The organism is Bradyrhizobium sp. UFLA05-153, assembly GCF_054185185.1.
This window is the reverse complement of record NZ_JBBIAM010000036.1, coordinates 52,695-74,635: the sequence shown is the minus strand read 5'-3', so window position 1 is coordinate 74,635 and position 21,941 is coordinate 52,695. Positions and strand designations below refer to the sequence as shown.

Sequence of the window (21,941 nt, the reverse complement as noted above, 5' to 3'; positions counted from 1 at the left end):
AATATTGCATCATCGCCGATGATTGAATGTGTGGAAGTCGATTGAAGTGCCGGCGTCACTCTGTCCACCGCACCGTTCGGCGAATGTCCGACGGCGTGGCGCTGTAGAAGCGCTTGAAGGTCCGATTGAAGTAGGACAGGTCGCTAAATCCGCAGTCGAAGGCGATCGTGCTGATCGTGCGATCCAGAAAGCGAGCGTCGCGCAACATCCCGTCGGCGTGCGTCAGCCGCAGCGTCAGGGCGAACTCGGAAAACGTCGTGCCGTCGAGTTCGAACAGCCGGTGGATGTAACGCGGCGTCACGCGGTGACGGGCGGCTACGACCGCAACCGACAGCTTAGGATCGGCGAGATGCGCGCGAATGTCGGCCTTGACGGCATGCAGCCTCGCGGCTGCGACACCGCGCCGGGCGATTTCCGTGCCGTCCCGGCTCGCGCCGACTGCCAGCGCGACGAGGTCGTGAATATGCGTGGCGACCGCGCTACCGAGTTCCGCCGTGAAGCGCGCCTTCTCGTCGTTCAGGATGCGGCAGTATCCGAGCAACAAGCGCAAGGCCGGGGTATCCGCGCCGATCGGCCGCGCCAGGGCCGTGCTGAAATCGGAAAGCCGGGGTTCGAGCAAACTGCGCGACAGCCGCAAATTCAGATAATCGGACGCTGTTGAGCTCGCGCTCCAAACTTCACCACGCACACCGTTGGCCGTCAACGTCGCCTGCCCGTTGTGGAGCTCCGTTTCCTGATTCCCCTGCAGCACGCTGCACCCACCTGTCCAGCTCACCACCAGCACGAAATCGTCGTTGTCCGTTTGAGCGGACAGATGACGGCAGTGGATCGGCGACAGCCGACCTGTCGAGAGGCCGAGCCCCGGCAGCGCACGGAATGACATGGTCGCGGCGAGCGGCAGATCGTGGAGCGGACTGACGTCCAGCTTGAGCAGCGAACGGGCGACGCTCTCGCAAAAGGCCTCCTGTCGGTCGCGCTCCGGGAACGCGTCGGTCGAGAAGTCCATGATCGAGAGATCGTTGGTGTCGCAGTTCTGCATGTGGATTTCGATGTTGAATGAATACCGAATGCCGCTCGCAGCGGATGTCCGCCCCGATTATTCTGCGCGGCGATTGGTCGCGACTATGTTGCGGCCGGTTCGAAATTGCCATTGAAATCAGCGCGCAGCGCAGGTTTGTTCGCGCCGGCCGCTGCGAAGCAGACGGCGAATAGCGTTTGGTCCCAGTCGAGTATCGTTAAGTCCTAGCCTCTCGAGCTACGCTGCCCCCCGTGCGCAGCGAGCAGCCGCGATGGTAGAATCGATCTCCATGGCATTTGAACATGCTCCGGCTTTCGTGCGACAAGGGTGCGCCAGTATTCGCGTAACCTGGAGGCCGTCTTGGCCAGCGCCGCCGAATTCGACCAGATCACCATATCCAGTCGCTCATTTGCCGACCGCGAACGCACCGAAGCCTTTTGCGAGCTGTTTGGTCGCAACGTCCTGAAGCTGGAGATGGACCCGCTGAAGGAGGTGCCGTTCGACGTGGAGATGAATCTGCGCGCCTTACCGGGGCTCTCGATCACAACGTCGCAGATGTCTGCGATGACCTGCCGCCATACCGCGAGCATGATCGACAACGACGATCCGGTGCTCGTGTTCGTCCAAAGCGGCGTCGCCACCTATCGGCAGAACGGTCACGAGGCCACACTGCGAGCGGGAGAAGCTGCACTGACGTCGAACGGGTTCGCCGGGACCGGGATCGGCCATACCGCGACCAGTATCGTCCACCTGCGGATCAGCCGATCCCTGATCGCACCGTTGGTTCCGAATCTCGACGACGCCGTAGGCAAGCCGATCGATCGAGCAAGCCCCCAGCTGAGATTGTTTCTCGGCTACGCCGGGATCCTCAGGGAGGATATTGCGCTTACATCTCCCGAGGCGCGCCGCTCAGTCGGGCTCCACCTGATCGATCTCAGCGCGCTCATGCTGGGCGCCGGAACAGAAGGCGCGGAGGTGGCGCAGACGCGTGGAGTGGCGGCCGCGCGGCTGCGAAGCATCAAGCAGCGGATCGTCGCTGACATCGGCCGGCGCGATTTGACGCTGAGCACGGTGGCTGCCGACACCGGCATCTCCACCGTCTATGTTCGCAAGCTGTTCGAGACCGAGGGAATCACATTCACTGAATTCGTCCTCACCCATCGGCTAACTGCAGCGTATCGGATGCTGACCGATCGCCGCTTCATCGATCGCCCGGTCAGCAGCATCGCCCGCGATACCGGCTTCAATGATCTCTCCTACTTCAACCGAACCTTCCGCCGCGCTTACGGCGCGTCCCCGTCGGAAATTCGGGGCGAGACGCGGCGCAACCAAGAGGCCCGGTGAGCCGAGGGTTCGAGGCAGCCGCTGTGACACGGGAGGCCTCCGACCTGCAAGTCGCTGGAATTCAACAACCAGAACTTCAGCGCAAACGTGTCCTTCGCTCTGGTCGGTCGCGCTCCGCGCGAACTGGCCGCCATAGGGCTCGCGTTCATCATCCTCATTGCGGAGGCGCACGATCTCGGCGAGATGGTCTCTCCGCCAGCTCTTCTCGAGGGCTGTCAGCAATTCAAGATCACGGTCCGTGAGAGCGAGCATGCAGGCACCTGGGCACAGCCTACCAGCTCACTTTTAGCGACCCCGTGCCGGCGTAGCTCTGGCTGCCCTTCGCAAATTCGCCGGTGAAGCGGGCGGACAGTTCGGACCAGTGGCTGAGGGCGAGGCGCGAGCCGACTTCGACCCGGCCGGCGTCGGACGCCGCGCGCGCACCTTCAACGGTGAACGCCGGGGTCGGCACCGCGATCAGCGACGCCGTGACGTCGCGGGTCGGCGAGAACTCATGCACCCAGGCCACGTTTGCGAACGGCATCCAGACCATGCCGTTGCCGACGTTGAAGCGGCCGTCGAACTTGGTGCCGAGGAAGACCGGCAGCGAGGAGACGTTGTGCGACGCGTAGCTCAAGCCGAGGACGCCCGTTCCGGTCCCGGCGGTGCTGGTTTCGGTATAGGCCGCCTGCCACAACCGCGCCGCCTGCACGGCTGCGAACGGCGTGACCGACACGCGGCTGAAGTCATAGGTGCGGCCGATCTCGAGCCGTCCGCCGAGTTGATCGCTGCCGAACGAGCCCTTGGCGATCTCGTCGGCACCAATGCCGGTGATGGTCCGCGTGGTGGCGTTGTTGAAGTGGCTGTAGGCGAGTTGCGCCGAGACGTAAGTCGCGCCGAATTTCTGCATCGCATAGCCGCCGACATGGGCGCCGTCGACCCGGCCGGAGGTGGCGCGATCGTCGACGTTGAACGTCGCGCTGGAGCCACCGACGGCGATGCCGACCAGGAGGTCGGGACCGAACAGATGATCGACGCCAGCCGCACCGCCCGCGGCGCGATCGCGAAAGCCCGCGATACCAGCCGTTGCGTCGCCGGTGAGCGACTGACCGGCGCCGAAGCCCGACGCCCAGACATTCCATTGTGGCTGCGCAGGCGGCGGCGCCTTCAGCGCGTTGAACGCCGAGGTCACCGGCCGCTCCGCGGCGTAGCCGAGCGCGCCGCTACCTGCGGCCTCGCCGCGATGACCGGTGCGCCACGCGTCCATCTGGCCGTCCATGGTCTGGCCGAACAGGGAGCCGGCGGCGAAGGCGGTATTTTGCGCGCCGCCCGTACCCTCGCCCGAGAGCTGGTCGAGCACCCTCACCGAGCCGGCCGGGAGCAGTTGTGAATAGAGCGTCGCGGCCGCGCCCGTCAGTGCTGGCGAATAGCCGGCTTCGAGCGCATTGCCGACCGCACGCTGGTTCGCGGTCTCGCCCGCGACCGCGCCGAAGGCCAGGCGGGTCAGGGTCAAGTCGACGGAGGCGGCGTTATAGGTCGCGGCTGCGGTGAAGAAGACCGACGACGAGGTGACGCTGGCAAACTGGCCGGTGACCGAGGTGATGGTCTGGACCACGTCGGTGTAGGTGGTCGACGACTGATAGAGCCCCGGCTGGAGCACCGCACGCAAGGTGCCGTCGAGCTTGACCTGGCCGTCGGTCAAGAGCCCGTCACGAAGGCCTGCATTGTCGACGCGCAGCGTCAGCGTGCCCTGTGCGGTCTGGGTAAACGTGCCGCCGACGTAGAAGATGGCCGGTATGAGCGGCGTTCCCGGGTCGCTGATCGTGATCAACCCGGAATTGGTCAGGCTGACGCCACCACCGCCCAGGAGAAAAAGCTGTCCGTCCAGCGTGCCGTTATTGGTGATGGTGGTGCCGGTCGTGCCGAGGGAGAGCAGCGAATAGCCGTTCCGACCGCCCTTGATCGTACCGTTGTTGGTGATGATATCGTTGATGCCCTCAATATCCACCGCGGTTCCGTTCGTGCCGGACGCATAGATCGTGCCATTGTTCGTCACCGTCGTACCAACGTTCCAGACGGTGACGCCGAGTCCATCCTTGCCGAGCGCGGTGATGGTGCCCGTATTGATGAGAGTGTCGTCGGTCTGCAGGGCGACGCCCGTCGCATTGAAGCCGGTGTTGCTGCCTACCGTGATGACACCCGAATTCTGGATGATGTCACTGCCGTTCGTGACGATACCGTATGATCCCACTCCGGTGAGCGTGATGGTACCGGAATTGGTGATCGTATTGCCACTCCCGGCGGCCCCGATACCGGTGGCGCCTTGCGCCGTCGCGTTGATCATCCCCGTATTGGAAAGAGCGTTGTTATTTCCGAGCGCGAATATGGCGGTAGAACCGGCACCCACCGTCATCGTACCGGCGTTGGTAAAGTTGTTGTTGTCTAAACCCTGCATGCCGAGACTACTGTCGCCAACGGCGATGGTGCCTTTGTTGATCGCGGTGTTGCCGCTGCCGAGATTGATCGCCGTCTGTCCGTTGCCCACCGTGATCGAGGCGGTCGGCTGGACTGTCAGCGCCAGACTGTTCTCGGTGCCCGTGCCGAATCCGGTGCTGCTCGCGCCATCACAGGTGACGGTGCTGCCCGACTGCACGCAGGCGGCGACCGCTTGCCTTGCGGGGATCGCGACCGTTACGGCTGCTGACAACAACGACAAAGAGGCGAGCGTTAGGGCGCGCTCAGATCGCGCTTTGGCGATGAATGCCGGCAGTTGCTCAGTCTTCATCCGCGCCGCGTCACTTCTCGAATTCATCAATTTCCCCCCACTCGCCGCCGAAGCGGCCGTCGCCAGCAAACGGTCCTGATTGACGCCCTCACCGATCCGAATCAGAACCTGATCGCAAATGTGCCCTTGACGCTCTGGCCGGTCGCTCTCCCCGCGAAGGCGCCCCCGAACGTCGCGGTCGGGGTGATGGCGAGATCGAGCCCGGCTTCGACGAGCGCGGCTTCGCGCGCGATCGGCACGCCGGCAACGTTGAAGTCGGAGCCGCCTTGGAAGGCGACGGTCGACAGCGGCGTAGCGTGGCGCCAGCCCAGCGTCCCGCACGCGGTGATACGTACGCACTCCTCCCGATATAGACTCCGCCAACTCCTTTTCAGGCTGGTGAGAAATTCGAGCTCTCGTTCAGTAGGAAACAACACGACCACCCCCTATCGCTACAGTTGCGTACCCGTCTCTCCATGCTCACCAGCTCACCTTGAGCGCGCCCATGCCGGCGTAGCTCTGGCCTGCGCTCGAAAACTCGCCGGTGAAACGTGCGGACAGTTCCGACCAGTGGTTGAGGGCGAGGCGCGAGCCGACTTCGACCCGGCCAGCATCGGATGCCGCGCGCGCGCCTTCGACAGTGAACGCCGGGGCCTGCAAGGTGATCAACGATGCCGTGACGTCGCGGGTCGGAGAGAATTCGTGCACCCAGGCTACGTTTGCGAATGGCATCCACATCATGCCGTTGCCGACATTGAAGCGGCCGTCGAACTTGGTGCCGAGGAACACCGGCAGCGAGGACACGGTGTGCGCGGCGTAGCTCAGGCCAAGCACGCCGGGTCCGGTGCCGGTGACGCTGGTCTCGGTATAGCCAGCCTGCCAAAGTTGCGCGGTCTGTATCGCCGCATACGGCGTCACCGAGACTCGGGCGAAATCGTAGGTCCGGCCGACCTCGAGCCGCCCGCCGAGCTGGTCGCTGCCGAACGAGCCCTTGGCGGTCTCATCAGTGCCGATGCCGGTGATGGTGCGCGTGGTGGCGTTGTTGAAATGGCTGTAGGCGAGTTGCGCCGAGACGTAAGTCGCGCCGAAGCGCTGCATCGCATAGGCGCCGACATGGGCGCCGTCGACCCGGCCGGACGTGGCGCGGTCATCGACGTTGAACGTCGCGCTGGAGCCGCCGGCGGCGATACCGACCAAAAGGTCGGGATTGAGCAGATGATCGACGCCGACAGCACCGCCCGCGACGCGATCGTTGAAGCCGGCGCTGCCAACCGTCGCATTGCCCGAGAGCGACTGCCCGGCGCCGAAGCCAGATGCCCAGACATTCCATTGTGGCTGAGCAAGCGGCGGCGCTTTCAGCGCGTTAAAGGCCGAGGTCGTCGGCGATTCCGCGGCGTAGCCGAGCGCACCCGCGCCCGTGACGTCGCCGCGGTGGCCGGTGCGCCACGCGTCCATCTGGCCGTCCATGGTCTGGCCGAACAATGCCCCGGCGGCAAAGGCGGTGTTTAGGGTGCCGCTGGTGCCCTCGCCCGAGAGCTTGTCGAGCACGCCCAACGAACCGGCAGGGAGGAGCTGCGAATAGAGCGTCGCGGCGGCGCCGGTGAGCGACGGCGAATAGCCGGCCTCGAGCGCGTTGCCGACCGCGCGCTGGTTCGCGGTTTCGCCGGCCACCGCGCCGAAGCCTTGGCGCGTCAGGGTCAGGTCGACGGAGCTGGCGTTGTAGGTCGCGGCGGCGGTGAAGAAGGCCGATGAGGAGGTGACGTTGGCGAACTGGCCACCGACAGAGGTGCCCTGGACGACATTGGTGTAGGTGGTCGTCTGTTGATACAGACCCGATTGCAGCACGGCGCGCAAGGTGCCATCGAGCTTGACTTGTCCGGCCGACAGGCCGTCGTGGAGGCCCGTGCCGTCGACGCGCAGCGCGAGCGTGCCCTGCGCGGTCTGCGTGACCGCGCCGTTGAAGCCGAAGTTGTCTGGCGCAAGCGCGGTTGCCGGGTCGGTGATGGTGATCAGCCCATTGTTGATCAGGCTGTTGCTGTTGCCGGGGCCGAGGAAGGAAATGGCGCCATCAAGCTTGCCGTTGTTGGTGATGGTATTGCCGGTGGTGCCGAAGGAACTCAGCGAAAAGCCGTTCGCGCCGCCCTTGATGGTACCGTTGTTAACGACCGTATTGCCGGTGCCGAAAAAGGAAACCGCGGTTCCACTGGTGCCGCTCGCGACGATGGTGCCGCTGTTGGTCACAGTGTTGCCGTTGCCCGCGACCGCGACACCCAGGCCGCCCATGAAGTATGTCGCATTGCCGGCCGCATTGATCGTGCCGGTGTTGGCGAAATTGCTGCCGTCCGTCAGATAGACACCTATGCCGTCCGTGCCGCCGCCGCCAACCGTGATGGTGCCGGAATTCAGGATGGTGTTGCCGGTCCCGCTGGTGATGCCGACCGAGTTCGTACCGGTCAGCGTGATGGTGCCGGAATTGGTCGCGCTGTTGCCCGTGCCGTCGAGTTCGATGCCGCGGCTGATCGCCGTCGAGTTGATCGCGCCCGTATTCGACACCGTGTTGTTGTTGCCCAGGACAACGATCGCGTAGGATTGCTTACCGATCGTGATCGTGCCGGCGTTGATGAAGCTGTTGTTGTCGTTCCCCGACATACCCGTTGCGCTGTCGCCGACCGAGAGGGCGCCATTGTTGATGGCGGTGTTGCCGTTGTTGAGATTGATGCCGATCCCGCCGTTTGAGGGCACCGTGATCGAGGCCCCGGGCTGAACCGTCAGCATCAGATTGTTTTCGGCACCCGTGCCGAACCCGGTGCTGCTCGCGCCGTCACAGGTGACGGTGCTGCCCGACTGCACGCAGGCGGCCGCGACTGGCCCGGTCGAGATTGTGACCGCAGCGGCCACCGTGAGAGAAAAAGAAGCGGCTAGCGTCAAAGATCGCCCAGCCCACGGCACGGAGTTCGACTTCGCCAGGTACACCGTCTTGATCTGCATCGCGTCGTTTCTCGTTCTCATCGGTCATTCCCAAGTCTTGCATTTCCAAGTCTTGCGGCCGAAGCAGCCGTCCGTTGGCAAACTGGCCGGAGCGCACATTCGTCGTTTGGATTGGTGGAGGCCGCATCGCCGGCAGTTGCCCTCACCGATCCTCATCAGAACCTCACTGCGATCGTCCCCTTGACGCCCTGGTCGGTCGCTCTGGCCGCCATAGGCGACGCCGAGTACCCGTCTCTCCATGCTCACCAGCTCACCTTGAGCGCGCCCATGCCGGCGTAGCTCTGGCCGACCCTGGAGAACTCGCCGGTGAAACGTGCGGACAGTTCCGACCAGCGGTTGAGGGCGAGGCGCGAGCCGACTTCGACCCGGCCAGCATCGGATGCCGCGCGCGCGCCTTCGACAGTGAACGCCGGGGCCTGCAACGTGATCAACGATGCCGTGACGTCGCGGGTCGGCGAGAATTCGTGCACCCAGACGACGTTTGCGAATGGCATCCACATCATGCCGTTGCCGACATTGAAGCGGCCGTCGAACTTGGTGCCGAGGAACACCGGCAGCGAGGAGACGAAGCGCGAGGTGTAGCTCAATCCGAGGACGCCCGGCGCGGTCCCGGCGGTGCTGGTTTCGCTATAAGCCGCCTGCCACAGCCGCGCGGCCTGCACGGCCGCGAACGGCGTCACTGACACCTGACTGAAATCATAGGTGCGGCCGATCTCCAGGCGCCCGCCGAGTTGGTCGCTGCCGAACGATCCCTTGGCGATCTCGTCCGCGCCGATGCCGGTGATGGTGCGCGTGGTGGAGTTGTTGAAGTGGCTGTAGGCGAGTTGCGCCGAGACGTAAGCAGCGCCGAACCGCTGCATCGCATAGCCGCCGACATGGGCGCCATCGAGCCTGCCCGAGGTGGCACGATCGTCGACGCTGAAGGTCGCACTGGAGCCGCCGGCGGCGATGCCGACCAGCAGGTCCGGATTGAGGAGATGATCGACGCCGATCGAGCCGCCCGCGACGCGGTCGCTGAAGCTTGCGCTGCCGACCGCCGCATCGCCCGACAGCGACTGACCGGCGCCGAAGCCCGACGTCCAGGCGTGCCATTGCGGCTCGACCAGCGGCGGCGCCTTCAGCGCGTTGAAGACCGAGGTGACCGGCCGCTCCGAGGCGTAGCCGAGCGCGCCGCTGCCTGCGGCCTCGCCGCGATGACCGGTGCGCCACGCGTCCATCTGGTCGTCCATGGTCCGGCCGAACATGCTGCCGGCGGCAAAGGCCGTGTTCTGGGTGCCGCTGGTGCCCTCGCCCGAAAGCTGGTCGAGCACGCGGACCGAGCCGGCCTGGAGGAGCTGCGAATAGAACGTCGCGGTGGCGCCCGTGAGCGACGGCGAATAGCCGGCCTCGAGCGCATTGCCGACCGCACGCTGGTTGGCCGTTTCACCCGCAACCGCGCCGAACCCCTGACGCGTCAGGGTCAGGTCGACGGAGTTGGTGCTGTAGGTCGCAGCCGCCGTGAAGAAGGCCGAGGACGAGATGACGCTCGAAAATTGCCCAGCAACCGAAGTGCCGCTCTGCACGACGTTCGTATAGGTGGTCGACGAGCCATACAGGCCGGGCTGCAACACCGCACGCAAGGTGCCGCCGAGCTGGGCGGAATTGGCAAGCAGGCCATCGCTGTTGCCCGCATTGTCGACGCGGAGCGCCAGCGTGCCCTGCGCCGTCTGCGTGAACGCGCCGCCGAACGCGATGTTGCCTTGCCCAAGCACCATCGCCGCATCGGTGATGGTGATCAGCCCGTTGTTGGTCAAGCTGTTGCTGGTGCCGGCGCCCAGGAAGAACATGGCGCCGTCGAGTGTGCCGTTGTTGGTGATGACGTTGCCGGTGGTCCCGGGGGAGAACAGCGAATGGCCGTTCGAGCCCCCCTTGATGGTGCCGGTGTTGACGAGCGTATTGCCGTTGCCGTCAATGCGGACCCCGAAGCCGTGGGTGCCGGTTGCGACGATCGTCCCGCTGTTGGTCACGCTGTTCCCGTCACCCGCAACCAAGACACCTGTGCTGCTCGTCCCTGCGGCCGTGATCGAGCCGGTGTTGGTAAAATTGTTGTTCATCGTCAGGATGACACCGGCACTGTGGGCGCCGTTGCTGCCGCCGACCGTGATGGTGCCGGAGTTCAGGATGGTATTGATATCGCTGGCCCAGATGCCGGTCGAGAGAGCGCCGGTCAGGGTGATGGCGCCGGAATTGCTCACCGTGTTGCCGGTGCCTGCAGCGTAGATGCCGATGGTGTTGACCCCCGTGGAGGTGATCGTGCCGGTATTGGTGAGGACGTTGTTGTCGGTGAACCCGACCATCCCCCACGAGGTGGAGCCAATCGTTATCGTGCCGGCATTGGTGAAGGTGTTGTTGCTTACGCCCTGCATGCCCGCGCTGAAGTCGCCGATCGTGATGCTCCCGCTGTTGAGCACGGTGTTGCCGTCGGCGACGTTGATCGCGGGCTGCGCCGGGCCGATCGTGATCGAGGCGTTCGACTGGACCGTCACGGTCAGGTTGTTTTCAACGCCGGTACCGAAGCCGGTGGTGCTCGCGCCGTCACAGCTCACGGTGCTGCCCGACTGCACGCAGGCGGCGAACGCCGGCCTTGCGGGGATCGCGACCATTGCGGCCGCCGATAACAGGAACGGAGCGGCGAACGTCGGGACGCGCCCGAGTCGTACCGTGGCGGCGAATGCCGGCAACACGCCACGGAGGCCGTCGGGTCGAATGGATTTGGCGCAAGCGAAGTTGATCATTATGCAGACTCTCGGGGCGAACTTGTTGGTGGAAGCGTTTGGCGAATCCGGCGAATTGGTGTTCCGCAAGAACGATAGTCGGCAACACGCAGGCGGGCTTGGACCGGATCGAACAACGACTAGGCTTGCGCGCTACACATCGCCGGGTTCGCGGCGTGTGTTGCGGAACGACCACACGGACTGGGGCGTCAAGGGACGAAGCCGTTGCGCGCCGGCCGCGTTCGGATGTCCGACGGCGTCGCGCCGTAGTAGCGGCGAAAGGACCGGTTGAAATAGGACAGGTCGCCGAAGCCGCATTCGAAGGCGATGACGCTGATCTGCCGATCGACGAAGGTGGGATCGACCAGCATGCGATAGGCGCGGCTCAGCCGTTGCATCAGAACGAAATGGCTGAGGCTGGTGCCGTCATTGTCGAACAGCTTGCGGATGTAGGCCGGCGAAATGCCATGCCGCAGAGCGAGCGTTTCCGCGGAGAGGTCGCGCTGCATGATATTCGCGGTGATATCCGCTTTGAGCGCCTTGAGGCGCGCCGCGCGAACGCCGCGTCCGCTGGCGATATCTGCCGCTTCGCGCGTCGCGCCTACCGCCAACCCAACCAGATCCTGCAAATGAGTAGCGCACGCCGCCCTGAGGTGCGGTGTCGAGGCCTCAAGGTGCCCTTCCTGTAGAAGCGCGAGATAGTTACGGAGAAGACGCATCGGCGCCAGATCCGCCGGCAACGGGCGCATCAAGGCGTCGTCGACATCGGCAACAGGGATCAGCACGCGCGGAACGACGAGCGCCACGAAATCGATCGGCATCGCGTAGTCGCAGCTTCCAACCGAAGCATTGGACCAGAGCACCGCTTCGCCCTTGCGAAAAACCACCTCGCGCCCACGCTGGCTGATCGTCGCCTCGCCATGGGTCATCAGGGCAAAGACGAAATCGTCGCTGCCGTCCGCAACCAGGCTCGGCGTGCGCATCACCCGATTGGCGGAGCTGCTGATCGAAGCCATGGTGACACCGGGCAGGGCATGAATTTGCGCTTCGCTGCGGAAGGGCTCGCCCCGCGCCGGGTCCATCTCCATCTTGACGACCGAGCGGCCGAACACCTCGCGCCACGCCTCGATCTTGTCGTTGTCGGCGAAGGCATCGGTCGAAAACTTAAGATGCGACAAACGTTCTCCTCGCTCCCTCGATGCGCGGCATCATAAGAGCGAGTGAACGGCCCGGCTCGGACTCGACGGAACTCCGGTGCGGACTCAAGACAAAATCGTCTCCGGAGAGCGTGTTGTCGCGGTGTCGCGTCCCGCGACCACCGCTACAGCCTCCTGTTGGCGCCGGTCTGGTGATCCGCGACACGGGCCTGGATGATCTTGTTGCCGAAATAGTTGGCGGCAAGGCCGATGCCGAGCGCGGCGAGGCTGCCGCCAAAACCGGGGATCATCGACGATGCAGCCACGGCCGCGCCCTTCGCCAGGACCTGCAAGGCAGTGCCGTCGGTGAAGAAGCTGGGCAGCATGTCGAACACCGTCTGCAATTGCGGCCTCGCCTGGCGCGCGATGTCGGCCAGCTGGAGGACCTTGGAGAGGTCAGGATTCTTCGTGAGCACATCCGGCGGAATCAGCGCCTTCAGCTGCTGCAGCACATTGGCGTTTTCCGGGGTGATCAGGCTCTTCAGGTCGACGGCTTGCAGCTGGCGGAGGCCTTCCTTGATCGGCTCGAGCTTGTCGGCCGGCTGTCCCGACGACAGGAATACCTGCAGGTCGCCCAGAAACTTGAACAAGCCTTGCGGCAATTGTCCGGTTGGCGGGGGCGTAACCGGCGCGCCTGCCGAATTCGCCATCTCGACGATGCCGCTGTTGCCGATGCCGAGCACACCGAGGATCGACGCGATCCACCCTGCTGTCTTGGTATGGTCCGCCTGCTTGACGGTCACAGAGCCCATCTCGCGCAGATCGTCGGCCGTCGCCCGCACGCGCGCGGGATCGAGCGCACGCGGACGCGCGGTCTCGAATGCAGCGGCGGTCGCAGCATCCGCCACTCCCGTCAGCGGCAGATTGTTGTCGGCCTGGAACGCGAGCAGCGCCGCGCGCGTCAGTGGCCCGTAGTCGCCGTCGATCGCACCCGGCGGGTAGTTGAGACGCTGGAGTTGCTGCTGCACGAACGTCGCGCTGATGGATGGCAGCGGCGCGTAATTGCTGGCCACGCCGATGTTTGCGAGCGCAGGCGCGCCCGTCGCGAGTTGATTGAACGCGCCGAACTGCGGCCGTTGCGGATTGGGATCATTCGGGTCGACGCTCAGGCCGTATAGCGTCGAAGGCAGGCGCTGATGCAGATTCCATTGCCCGGAGCGGAGGAACGCGGCAGTGCCGTTGAAACCGCCGGATTGGGAAACCCAGGTGTAGGACACCAATCCGGCCTGCAGCAACGCCTGGCACACCGCGCCGCTGCCGTAGACGCCGACCTGATAGGAGGCGTCGCCCGCCCCGCCCTTCAAGGCCTGCCGAACCGCGTTAAAATAAGGAACGATGCGCGTGCGGATGTCCGCATCCGAAGCGTCATAGTCGACGGCGAAGTAAATCGCCGAACCTGCGGGTTGACCGATGACGTTCGCCGCATAATCGCGCGCGTAGGCGCCGTCCTGGGCACCCGCATCCTGCGAGAACGATGCTGCGGAATCGCCGGCGCCCTGGTAGACGACGGCGAGCCTCAGCCCCGCACGAATGATGGCGGCGGCTTCGTCGGGCGTCAGCCGTTTTTCGGCCTGCCGCGTGTTGCGGCAATAATAGCGGATGATGGTATCGACGCCGCTCTGCCTGAGGCTCGCCAGACGCGGAGTTGTCCGCATGTTGGTGTCAATGATCATGGCTCGCCCCCGAGTTGGACGGATTGGCCGTTGCGGCCGACACATGAGGGTCTGGGTGAGTGTCGTTCATGGTCATCGGTTCGTGTTGGCGCCCGTGACGTGGTCGCGCGTGCGGGCCTCAATGACGCGATTGCTGAAGTAGTTGGCGGCAAGGCCAATCGCGAGCGTCGCGAGCGATCCGCCGAAGCCCGGGATCACGCTGCCGGCCACGGCCGCCAGTCCCTTCGACAAGAGCTGAAGCGTCGAGTCGTTGGCGAACATCCCGGGCAAGGCGTCGAAGATGGTATGGAACTGGGTGAACCCGCGTGCGCCGTCGACGATCTGAAAGAAATTGGCGAGTGCCGGATTTGAGCTGATGACATTGGTCGGGATCAGCCCGCGGAGATTGTCGAGGATCTGGATATTTTCCGGCGACAGCAGCTGCTTGACGTTGAAATTCTGCAGCTGCTTGGCGGCATCGAGCACCTGCTGGGTGTTCGCCGGATCGGCACGCAGCTGCGGTGACGTCAACAGCTTCTGCACTTCCGCCAGGAATTGGGAAAGATTAGGCGCCGGGGGCGTCGCAACGTTGTTGTTGATCACCTGGACCGCGGCGCTGTTGCCGATGCCGAGCGCGCCGAGGATCGAGGAGATCCAGGCGGCGATCTTGGTGTTATCAGCGGCCTTGATCGTCTGCGAGCCGCTCGTCCGCAGATCGTCTGATGTCGCTGAGAGGCGATCGCGCGACAGCGGTCGCGGCTGCGGCCGGGCGAACGCGACCTGGGTGGCAGGATCGAGGACGCCGGTCGGAGAAACGTTGTTGTCGGCCTGGAACGCCAGCAGCGCTTCGCGCGTCAGCGTGCCGAACTGGCCGTCGATCTCGCCCAGCGGATAGCCAAGCTCCGTCAGCTTGCGCTGCAGGCCCTCGACCAGCGTGCCCTTGTCGCCGAACCTGAGTTCGGTTGCTCCCAGGACGGGCGTCGTCTGCAGCTCCCGCTGCGGCACGACGTCCACACCGACCTCTGGCGCTTCCGCCCATCCGAGCGCCGTCTGCCGGATCTCATTGAGCCGGTTGAGCCAGCCGCGGCCGAACGTGTCGAAGATGGGAAGGCTGCGCAGATAGGATTCGTAAGCCGAGCAGTAGTCCTCGACGAGCATCTTCTGATCGGCGGCAAGGCAGGCGTCGATGGTGGGCGAATTCATGTGTCCGTCCAGAGCGAGCCCATTCTGCCCACGGGCCAGCGTCTGCTGCAGCAAACGGATGCCGCGCGTCGTCCCGCTCAGCACGGCCGTGTTGTAGACGACCTGGGCGGCCGGCAGCGGGATCTCGTCGCCATGCACCGGCGTCCAGTAGTTGGCGCGGAAGATCTGCAGCGCTTCGTCCCGCGTGAGGTTTCGCACGTCATCGGCGGTGACCGGCGCGTGCCGCCAGGCCGACAGGTCCTTCTGCGTAATGCCCATGTTGGTCGGCCCGCCGGGATCGCGCGGATGATTGGTGTAGCCGCCCTCCCATTTCTCGATCAGGGCGTGCACCTTCTCGAAGTTTCCGAGTGCGATGTCGCCTTGCAGGGGCGTCCCGCCGCCGCGCGTTTCCATCAGCCGTCCTGGCACCGGCCGGCCATTGACTAGCCCCTTCACGGAGCTCCAGTCGATGCCCGTCGCAAGATCGTCGGGTTTCACGTCGATCTCGAAATGCATGGTGTCCTTGATGTTGATCCAGTTGCCGCCCCACTCGAACACCCGCTTCTTGTTGACCGTCCTGATCGCAAGCACATCGTCGATCATGGCCTGGGTCATGTCGGTGTCGGCGAGGTTGCGCTTGACGTCCTGGGCGCGCAGATCCTGCGTCGGTTGGTCGGAAAAGCGGACCTTGCGCTGGTCCGAGGTCTCCTTGTACGGGTTCGTCGTCCAGTTGACGTCGAGTGCAATGCCGTAGGCGTGCAGGCTTTTCTCGCTGCCGCCGGTGATGGCGCGGCAATTGTAGCTGTCGGTATCGGTCGTCCTGATGTTGTAGCCATTGGCCGCTAGCACCATCGCCAGCGCCTGCCAGGCGTCAGCCGTCGGGGGCGCGACGAGGATCTCGTCGGGACCGAAGGAGATGCGGACCATCGCGTGCTGGTTGCACTCGAAGGTCTTCCAGTTTACGCGCTGCTGGGCGGTCGATTCGCTCATGCTGCCCCCTCCATCGCCTGCTCGTCAGCCACGGCACGGACCCGAGACAGGGGATGCGCTCGTTTAAAAAACTGCGCGCCGCGTGGGCAATCCAGCCCGTGCGACTTAAGGCCTTGCTCGAAATGGGCGTTCTACAAATGCAACCTTAGGGTACAGCAAGGACCGTCACAGCAGGTGTGAACTGGATCACTTGCGGCAAAACGTCCGGGGCGACGGCGTGCGGGGTCGTGCACGTTCCCCGCACAGGGGGACGCGAGGCGCAGGTGGTGGGGTAAGGCATCCCGCGATCAACACCGGGAGCAGCGGGCGCGCGACGGCTCCCAGTTCAGTTGCTGACCCGGTCCAGCTCGACGGAAACTTCGGAGGCCCAGGCGCCCGGCGATTCCAGCGCGAAGGACTGATGGTTGGCCTTGGTTCGAATGGTCACGAAAGCGGCGACGGTGTTGCCTTCGATCCTTGCTTCGACAAGGCCATCCGAGCTCTTCCCGGTGATCTTGCCGCCCTGGCGATACTCGCTTTCAAACCAGTTGCCCGAAATCGTGGAGCCGTCCTGCTCAATCTGGGCGGACAGCAGCATCTTGTAGGCATCGCTCGCGCATTTCAGCTCGAAGTTCATGGATTTTTCGGGCTTCTTGACCACGTAGCTTGCCTTGCAGCGAATTCGTTCGCGGCCCCCTTCCGAGAGCTTCATGGAACCGTTCCCGGACCAGGTCCCGGCAAGACCATCGATTGTTGCGCTCGCATGCGACGATGCCAGCAGCAGACAGCCAAGGACCGCCGCTCCTATCTGCCGCCTGTAACAGCCAATTCGTACCAACGCTCCGTACTCCCTGCGCCATTGGTTTTCGATACGGCTGGGTACTCCAAAAAATGAGTGTCCTAAAGATGTCCGATAGGTGACTGCTCTTGGCGGGCGGGGCCGCCAGCAACATTCGGCAACAAGAAAGCTCTCGTGCGCGACGGAAGGCACCCAAGGTTGCTTCTTTGGAGAGCTGCAACGCGAGACAACCACGCGTTAAAGATTTCTACCTAGTGATCGCTCCATGAATCTTCGTGGGTCATCAACCGGAGACATTCGCTCATGAAACGCCGTGACTTCCTGATCAGCGCATCCGCCGTCGGTTTTGCAGCGCCTGCGCTTTTCAGGGCGGCCGTGTTGCCGGCGCTGGCGCAGGCGCAGGCGCCTGCCGGAACAGCCATCGTGCGCGCGGCGATTTTCCCGACGATCGGCTTTTCGCGCGTCGGCAATGGCGATGAATGGTTCCTCGCGCCTGAAGTGCCGGGCCTGATGAACGAGCCTGCGGGCGGATTCAAGCAGGGACCGAGCCGCATCAAGAAGCAGGTCCAGCGCTTTCGCGTGTACGGCTATGACGATCAGGGACGCGTCGTGCGCGAGCTCGGCGAGGCTGACGGCCTGCGATGGACCGTGCATGTGGCGAACAGCAAGGCGGCCTGGTACGGCTATTCGAACGCAATGGACGGCGGCGACAATGCGCCGGGCATTCCCGGCGCGTTGCGCAATGCCGCCATCGAGCCGGCCCACCGCGAAGAAATGCTGGTGATCGACGCCGGTCCCGTCCGGATCGACGGTGCTTCGAAGAACGCCGACGGCCGTGACGCGGCCTATCGCATGGCGGGTAAGTTCTGGAAGACGATGCCGGTGACGCTCGGTCATCTGCGCACCGACGAGGCCGGGCGGCTCTTGGTTTTTCCTGCCGACGGCATCTCCAATTCTGCCCTGCCGCAGAATCCGGTGCGCGACTTCACCAACAATGACGGGTGGCATGACGACTGGTGTGACGGCTGGGTGAAGGCCAGCGTCCGCCTCGGCGGCACGGACATGGCCTGCGAGCCGGCCTGGGTGGTCTGCTGCGGTCCGAAATTCGCGCCGCAGATCGAGCCGATCGTCAGCCTCTACGACGCGGCACGGGAAGCGATGATCGCGTCCGGACACATGAAGCCACTGTCCGCTGCGGTGTCGTTCCGCCGGGACGTGCTTCCGATCCTGCGGCGCGCCGGCATGATGCAATGGATCGTACAGGCATCCTATCTCAGCAACGCCTGGACCGATCTCGACGACCTGTCCGATCCCGCCGTCTTCCAGACGCTTGCGGACCCCGCGGAGAAAGCGCGTCCCGCGCGCGAAAAGGTTCTGGCCGCCTTCCGCAAGCCCGGCGGCGAAGACCGGCGCTCCGACGCGCTGCCTCCGATGCTCGGGGATGGCGTCAACTTCCCGGGAAGCCCGACCGGCTGGCTCACGCTGACGCCGACCCAGTACCAGATCCTGATCCGCTGGGCCAAAGGCGAGTTCACCGACGACCTCAACGACCCGGCCGCCAACGCGGTCGAGAAGCTCGACGACATGCCATTGTCGCTCCGGCCGGAGGCGCTCACGCGTGCGGCATTGGATGCCTGCTCGGGTGGTGCATTCCATCCGGGCGTCGAGATCACATGGCCGATCCGCCATGCCGCGCTGTATCGGTCCACGACGGAAACACCGCTCCCCTTCCGCATCGCGATCTCGACGCGGAAGAGCCTCGTGCAGGATGTCGGATTGCAGCTCAACCCGCAGAATGTCTTCGCCGGTCATCCCGATCGGAAGAACGATGGCGCACCGGTCGGGCCGCAGGCGCCGGGCGATCTCACGCGATGGATGGGCGTTCCCTGGCAGGGCGATGCATTCAGCTGCCAGTCCGTGCTGACGGCCGACGGTTTCCCGACACCGGTGTGGTGGCCTGCGCTGCTTCCGGTCGACGTCCTGCCGGAAGGTTTCTACAAGCAGATGATGCGCGCGGACCTCTCGGCGGAAGAGCGGCTGCGCTTCTATCACGCGCGGGTTGCCTGGTCGCGCGGTGCGGCCGGCATCGGCCTGCATGTCGAGGCCAGCTACACCGACGGATTGCGGCGAATGATCGCGCTATGGACGCAAATGGGCGTCGTCGTGCGCCGCGTCGGACCGAAGGACGTCCCGGGCATTCCCAAGGACGTCTTCGTCGAAGTGCAGCGCGGCACACTGGATCTTTCCGCGATCAAAGACCGCACCTAGGCGCGCATGCACCAGGTCGCGATCCTGGGCGCGAGAATGGCAGGGATGGCCTGTGCCCGCACCCTGCTCAGGCGGGGATGCCGTCCGCTTCTCATTGCGCCCGGTCATGACGTCGCCAATCGCGGCGAAACGCTTTCATTTCGCGCCTCTCCCCATCTCGAGAGTCTCGGCTGGCTTGGCTTGCTCGACGCGGAGACTGCGATCGCCTGTCAGGGGCGCTATTCGGTGTGGGGTAGCGCCATATTGCGGCGGAATGCGTTTCACCAGGAGGGAGCGTCGGGCTGGCATATCGACCGGCAGCGGTTAGAGACCCGCATGGCCCGGACGCTCGACGCCGACGGCCTCGCGCGGCAATGCGCCGAGGCCCGACGGCTCTCGCGGGCACCGGACCACGTCGTTGTCGATCTTGCCGATGGCTCCTCGATCGAAGCCGAGTTCGTGATCGATTGCTCCGGCCGCGCCTCGGTCACATCCGGGGGCGAAGCGCCGCTTCGCCGTCTGGACAAGCTCGTGGCCTGCTATGGCATTTTCGAGCTCGAGCAAGATGTCGAAGCCGTGCCGGCGACGCTTGTCGAGGCTGTGGCGGCGGGATGGTGGTACATGTCCATGCTGCCAGGTGGCCGCATCCTGCTCTGCTTCTTTACGGATTCGGACTTGCTCCCGGCGGGCCTGCGCAAGGACATGACCTTGTGGGCCGACATGGTTTCGCACACTCATGCGATCTCGGCACGCGTGACGAGCCTGGGGATCGACGTGGCTGCGTGCGCGCAGCTCAAGTTCGCGCCGGCGAGCACCACCACCATGTCAGGGATGATCGACCATCGCATTGTCCGGGCGGGCGATGCCGCGACTGCGCTCGATCCGCTGGGAGCGAATGGCCTTGCTATCGCGCTGTGGAGCGGCATTCAGGCTGCCGAGAGTGTGGCCGGTGCGCTGGCGGGGGACACAACGGCATCCCGGCGCTACGAGCGACAGTTTCTGGAGGGGATCGCATCCTACCTGGCCACGCAGCGCGCAATGTATGCATCCGAACGTCGCTTTCCCGACGCGCCCTTCTGGCAGCGACGCAACGACATTTCGCTTGAGACCATCTCGTCTGACCTCGAGGCGTAACCAACGGCACGCTCCAAGCCGCCTGTCGGTCAAAACAAAAATGGCCCGCTTGGAAAGCGGGCCATTTTCACATCGGAACCGGCAAAGTCCGAACTTGGTTGCGGGGAGGCGCAACCACCGATACCGACATTCGGTTCGAGTTGCGATTTGATCCCTGCGTCACGAACGCAGTGAGCATCTTCTAAGTTATTGATCTTTCTTGATGTAGTAGCCGTATCCGTCCCGTTTTGTTCACGGTCGTTTCACCCAATTCGTTGCGAGTTCGTTGCGGCTCTCTTCAGGAGAACAGGACCGGGGACCGATGGTTCGAAACCGTCGTCACCTGCCTCAACGACCTTCCGTGCTGCTCGTCCACGGCCGTGTCGATCCTCGGATCCGCATCCAGATCTACGTCAGGCGGTATTTTTGCCTGTAGACGTCGAGGAAGTCGCGATCGCAGCAGATGCAGCGGCCGCTCGTATCCTTGGCGCGCGGGTCGCCCAGGAACGGCGCAAGCGGTCGCAGCAGATTAATCCGTGTCGTCGTGGTCGAGGCAGGCGGCATGCCGGCCGCGTGCTTGACCAGATCGGCCGCAAGCATGATCCCCGCGAGCGCCGACTGAAACACCATGGGTACGACGGCCGTGCCCGCGTGGCTGCCGCCGGTCAGGCCGACCATCAGGCCGCCGCAGATGGCGTTCCGGTAGAAGGTCTGTACCGGCTGGCCGACGAACATCTGGAGCGCTTCGAAGGGGACGTCGAACGCGTTGGCGACGCGCCGGACGAAGGGCTCGGTCACCGGCTGATGCGTCTGCAACAGTGTCCGGATTTCCTGGTGGGCATCGGGAATCCTTAGTTCCTCCGCCACCCGTTCGTGCTCGTTCTTCACCGCGCCGGTCGGCAAGTAGAGGCAGGCGAGGCATGCGTCATCGTCCACGAACGAATGCCGGGAGACGCCCAGATCGACGTCCTGGGTCCATGCGTTCACGATCCATTTGGGCAGCGAGGCTTGGAGCGCAATGCGATCCTCGGCCGTGTCGAGCGCCACCGCGACCCGCTCGAAAGCGCGCTTGCGGCGACCGTCGACATAGTCGCTCCATCGCTGCGGGTGCGATCTCACCTTGAGCGCTTCCTGCCCGAACAGCGCGCGGGCGAGCCGGACCTTCCGGCGACCGACATCGTGCTGCGTGGCCATGACGTAGCGCTGAAGGTTCGGAAGGTCGGCGTTCTCGTGATCGACGAGATGAAGGACGCCGGCGAGACCTGGAAGGCGCGACAATGCCCAGACGGCGCCGTTGCCGATTGCGCCCAGGCCCACGAGATAGGCGTCTCCCACGTCGCAGATATCCGGCAGCGCCGATGCGGCCGTGGATCCCTGAAGGTAGGTCGATAACGACAGGTCGATCTCGTCGTCGAGATCGCCGCGGGGAAGCTGATCGGCGAAGATCCTTCTGAAGACGTTGGCGGCGCCGAAACATGCGGCTGCGCCGGCGCCGAATGGATTCTTCGTCGATCCGGACCGCACTGGCCCCTTCCGCGACAGCAGCGCGCGCCACCCATCGGAGCCGATGTAGATGGCGTCGAGTCCGGCGGCCACTTCTGTGTTGCCGACGGCGACGACGATGTCGGCGTCGGCAAGTTCGTCTTGCAGCTCGATGCGGTCGTTGATGCTGAGGGCCAACCCCCGGAGCCGGGTCGCGTGTTCGGCGGCGGCGGACCCGACCGGATGGATGACCAGCACCGGATAGAGCCGGGCAAGGAGCCGGACCGACAAGTCGAGAGTGGCGCGGTTTTCTGGCGACTTGACGGCGGCCTCGTCGAAGGACAGCGCTACGAGGTGCGCCGACAGTCGGTCCTTGAAATCTTCCAGCCGGAAGTTCGCGAGGACCAACGAGGCGGCCGTGGCGCTCCGGTCGAAGAAGTTGGCAAAGGCCATGG

The 21,941-nt window shown here is 64.5% G+C and carries 14 protein-coding genes; 4 read left to right on the top strand and 10 right to left on the bottom strand.

The features are described from left to right. Positions 1–55: 55 nt before the first annotated feature. Entirely contained in the window at positions 56–1,006 is a 951-nt protein-coding gene (locus Q2941_RS22180) for an AraC family transcriptional regulator (protein WP_458193728.1), read from the bottom strand. 372 nt (positions 1,007–1,378) lie between these two features. Between Q2941_RS22180 and Q2941_RS22175 the strand changes: the two genes are divergently transcribed. Then, a complete protein-coding gene (locus tag Q2941_RS22175) occupies positions 1,379–2,362 on the top strand; it encodes an AraC family transcriptional regulator (protein ID WP_458193727.1) in 984 nt (327 codons plus the stop codon). 271 nt (positions 2,363–2,633) lie between these two features. Here the strand turns inward: Q2941_RS22175 and Q2941_RS22170 are convergent, their stop codons facing one another. Further along, positions 2,634–4,685 carry an autotransporter outer membrane beta-barrel domain-containing protein gene (locus Q2941_RS22170; protein ID WP_458193726.1) on the bottom strand — a complete coding sequence of 684 codons (2,052 nt, stop codon included), beginning with the start codon at positions 4,683–4,685 and terminating at the stop codon, positions 2,634–2,636. A 40-nt stretch (positions 4,686–4,725) separates the two neighbouring features. Between Q2941_RS22170 and Q2941_RS22165 the strand changes: the two genes are divergently transcribed. After that, positions 4,726–5,205 carry a hypothetical protein gene (locus Q2941_RS22165; protein WP_458193725.1) on the top strand — a complete coding sequence of 160 codons (480 nt, stop codon included), beginning with the start codon at positions 4,726–4,728 and terminating at the stop codon, positions 5,203–5,205. 22 nt (positions 5,206–5,227) lie between these two features. Here Q2941_RS22165 and Q2941_RS22160 read toward each other — a convergent pair whose 3' ends face one another. From Q2941_RS22160 to Q2941_RS22130, 7 genes are all read right to left on the bottom strand, one after another. Further along, a complete protein-coding gene (locus tag Q2941_RS22160) occupies positions 5,228–5,542 on the bottom strand; it encodes an autotransporter domain-containing protein (protein ID WP_458193724.1) in 315 nt (104 codons plus the stop codon). Positions 5,543–5,585: 43 nt separating this feature from the next. Continuing rightward, complete coding sequence (locus tag Q2941_RS22155; protein ID WP_458193723.1) at positions 5,586–8,114, bottom strand: autotransporter outer membrane beta-barrel domain-containing protein; 2,529 nt, start codon at positions 8,112–8,114, stop codon at positions 5,586–5,588. Between the two features lie 221 nt (positions 8,115–8,335). Continuing rightward, positions 8,336–10,867: an autotransporter outer membrane beta-barrel domain-containing protein gene (locus Q2941_RS22150; RefSeq protein WP_458193722.1), complete on the bottom strand. Its 2,532-nt coding sequence runs from the start codon at positions 10,865–10,867 to the stop codon at positions 8,336–8,338. Positions 10,868–11,055: 188 nt separating this feature from the next. After that, complete coding sequence (locus Q2941_RS22145; RefSeq protein WP_027522199.1) at positions 11,056–12,024, bottom strand: AraC family transcriptional regulator; 969 nt, start codon at positions 12,022–12,024, stop codon at positions 11,056–11,058. Positions 12,025–12,167: 143 nt separating this feature from the next. Beyond that, complete coding sequence (locus tag Q2941_RS22140; protein ID WP_458193721.1) at positions 12,168–13,715, bottom strand: glycoside hydrolase domain-containing protein; 1,548 nt, start codon at positions 13,713–13,715, stop codon at positions 12,168–12,170. A gap of 72 nt (positions 13,716–13,787) precedes the next feature. Next, positions 13,788–15,866 (bottom strand): glycosyl hydrolase 108 family protein, encoded by a 2,079-nt coding sequence (locus Q2941_RS22135; RefSeq protein ID WP_458193720.1) that lies wholly within the window; start codon positions 15,864–15,866, stop codon positions 13,788–13,790. Between the two features lie 325 nt (positions 15,867–16,191). Then, positions 16,192–16,557, bottom strand: a complete 366-nt coding sequence (locus tag Q2941_RS22130; protein ID WP_245287986.1) for a hypothetical protein — start codon at positions 16,555–16,557, stop codon at positions 16,192–16,194. 390 nt (positions 16,558–16,947) lie between these two features. Here Q2941_RS22130 and goxA point away from each other — a divergent pair, with 390 nt between their 5' ends. Both goxA and Q2941_RS22120 read left to right on the top strand, forming a co-directional pair. Then, a complete protein-coding gene (goxA, locus tag Q2941_RS22125) occupies positions 16,948–18,912 on the top strand; it encodes a CTQ-dependent glycine oxidase GoxA (RefSeq protein WP_458193719.1) in 1,965 nt (654 codons plus the stop codon). A gap of 6 nt (positions 18,913–18,918) precedes the next feature. Next, positions 18,919–20,025: an NAD(P)/FAD-dependent oxidoreductase gene (locus Q2941_RS22120; protein WP_458193718.1), complete on the top strand. Its 1,107-nt coding sequence runs from the start codon at positions 18,919–18,921 to the stop codon at positions 20,023–20,025. Between the two features lie 387 nt (positions 20,026–20,412). On the opposite strand, the gene Q2941_RS22115 is transcribed toward Q2941_RS22120, so the two are convergent. Next, positions 20,413–21,939 carry an E2 ligase fold family C protein gene (locus Q2941_RS22115; protein WP_458193717.1) on the bottom strand — a complete coding sequence of 509 codons (1,527 nt, stop codon included), beginning with the start codon at positions 21,937–21,939 and terminating at the stop codon, positions 20,413–20,415. Between the last annotated feature and the right edge of the window lie 2 nt (positions 21,940–21,941).

Excerpts from the sequence above, each read along its gene's own strand:
- Q2941_RS22170 (WP_458193726.1), bottom strand. The coding sequence starts at position 4,685 with ATGATCAACGCGACGGCGCAAGGCGCCACCGGTATCGGGGCCGCCGGG.
- Q2941_RS22130 (WP_245287986.1), bottom strand. The coding sequence starts at position 16,557 with ATGAAGCTCTCGGAAGGGGGCCGCGAACGAATTCGCTGCAAGGCAAGC.
- Q2941_RS22155 (WP_458193723.1), bottom strand. The coding sequence starts at position 8,114 with ATGAGAACGAGAAACGACGCGATGCAGATCAAGACGGTGTACCTGGCG.
- Q2941_RS22180 (WP_458193728.1), bottom strand. The coding sequence starts at position 1,006 with ATGGACTTCTCGACCGACGCGTTCCCGGAGCGCGACCGACAGGAGGCC.
- Q2941_RS22150 (WP_458193722.1), bottom strand. The coding sequence starts at position 10,867 with ATGATCAACTTCGCTTGCGCCAAATCCATTCGACCCGACGGCCTCCGT.
- Q2941_RS22120 (WP_458193718.1), top strand. The coding sequence starts at position 18,919 with ATGCACCAGGTCGCGATCCTGGGCGCGAGAATGGCAGGGATGGCCTGT.
- Q2941_RS22140 (WP_458193721.1), bottom strand. The coding sequence starts at position 13,715 with ATGATCATTGACACCAACATGCGGACAACTCCGCGTCTGGCGAGCCTC.
- Q2941_RS22165 (WP_458193725.1), top strand. The coding sequence starts at position 4,726 with ATGGCGGTAGAACCGGCACCCACCGTCATCGTACCGGCGTTGGTAAAG.
- goxA (WP_458193719.1), top strand. The coding sequence starts at position 16,948 with ATGAAACGCCGTGACTTCCTGATCAGCGCATCCGCCGTCGGTTTTGCA.
- Q2941_RS22115 (WP_458193717.1), bottom strand. The coding sequence starts at position 21,939 with ATGGCCTTTGCCAACTTCTTCGACCGGAGCGCCACGGCCGCCTCGTTG.
- Q2941_RS22135 (WP_458193720.1), bottom strand. The coding sequence starts at position 15,866 with ATGAGCGAATCGACCGCCCAGCAGCGCGTAAACTGGAAGACCTTCGAG.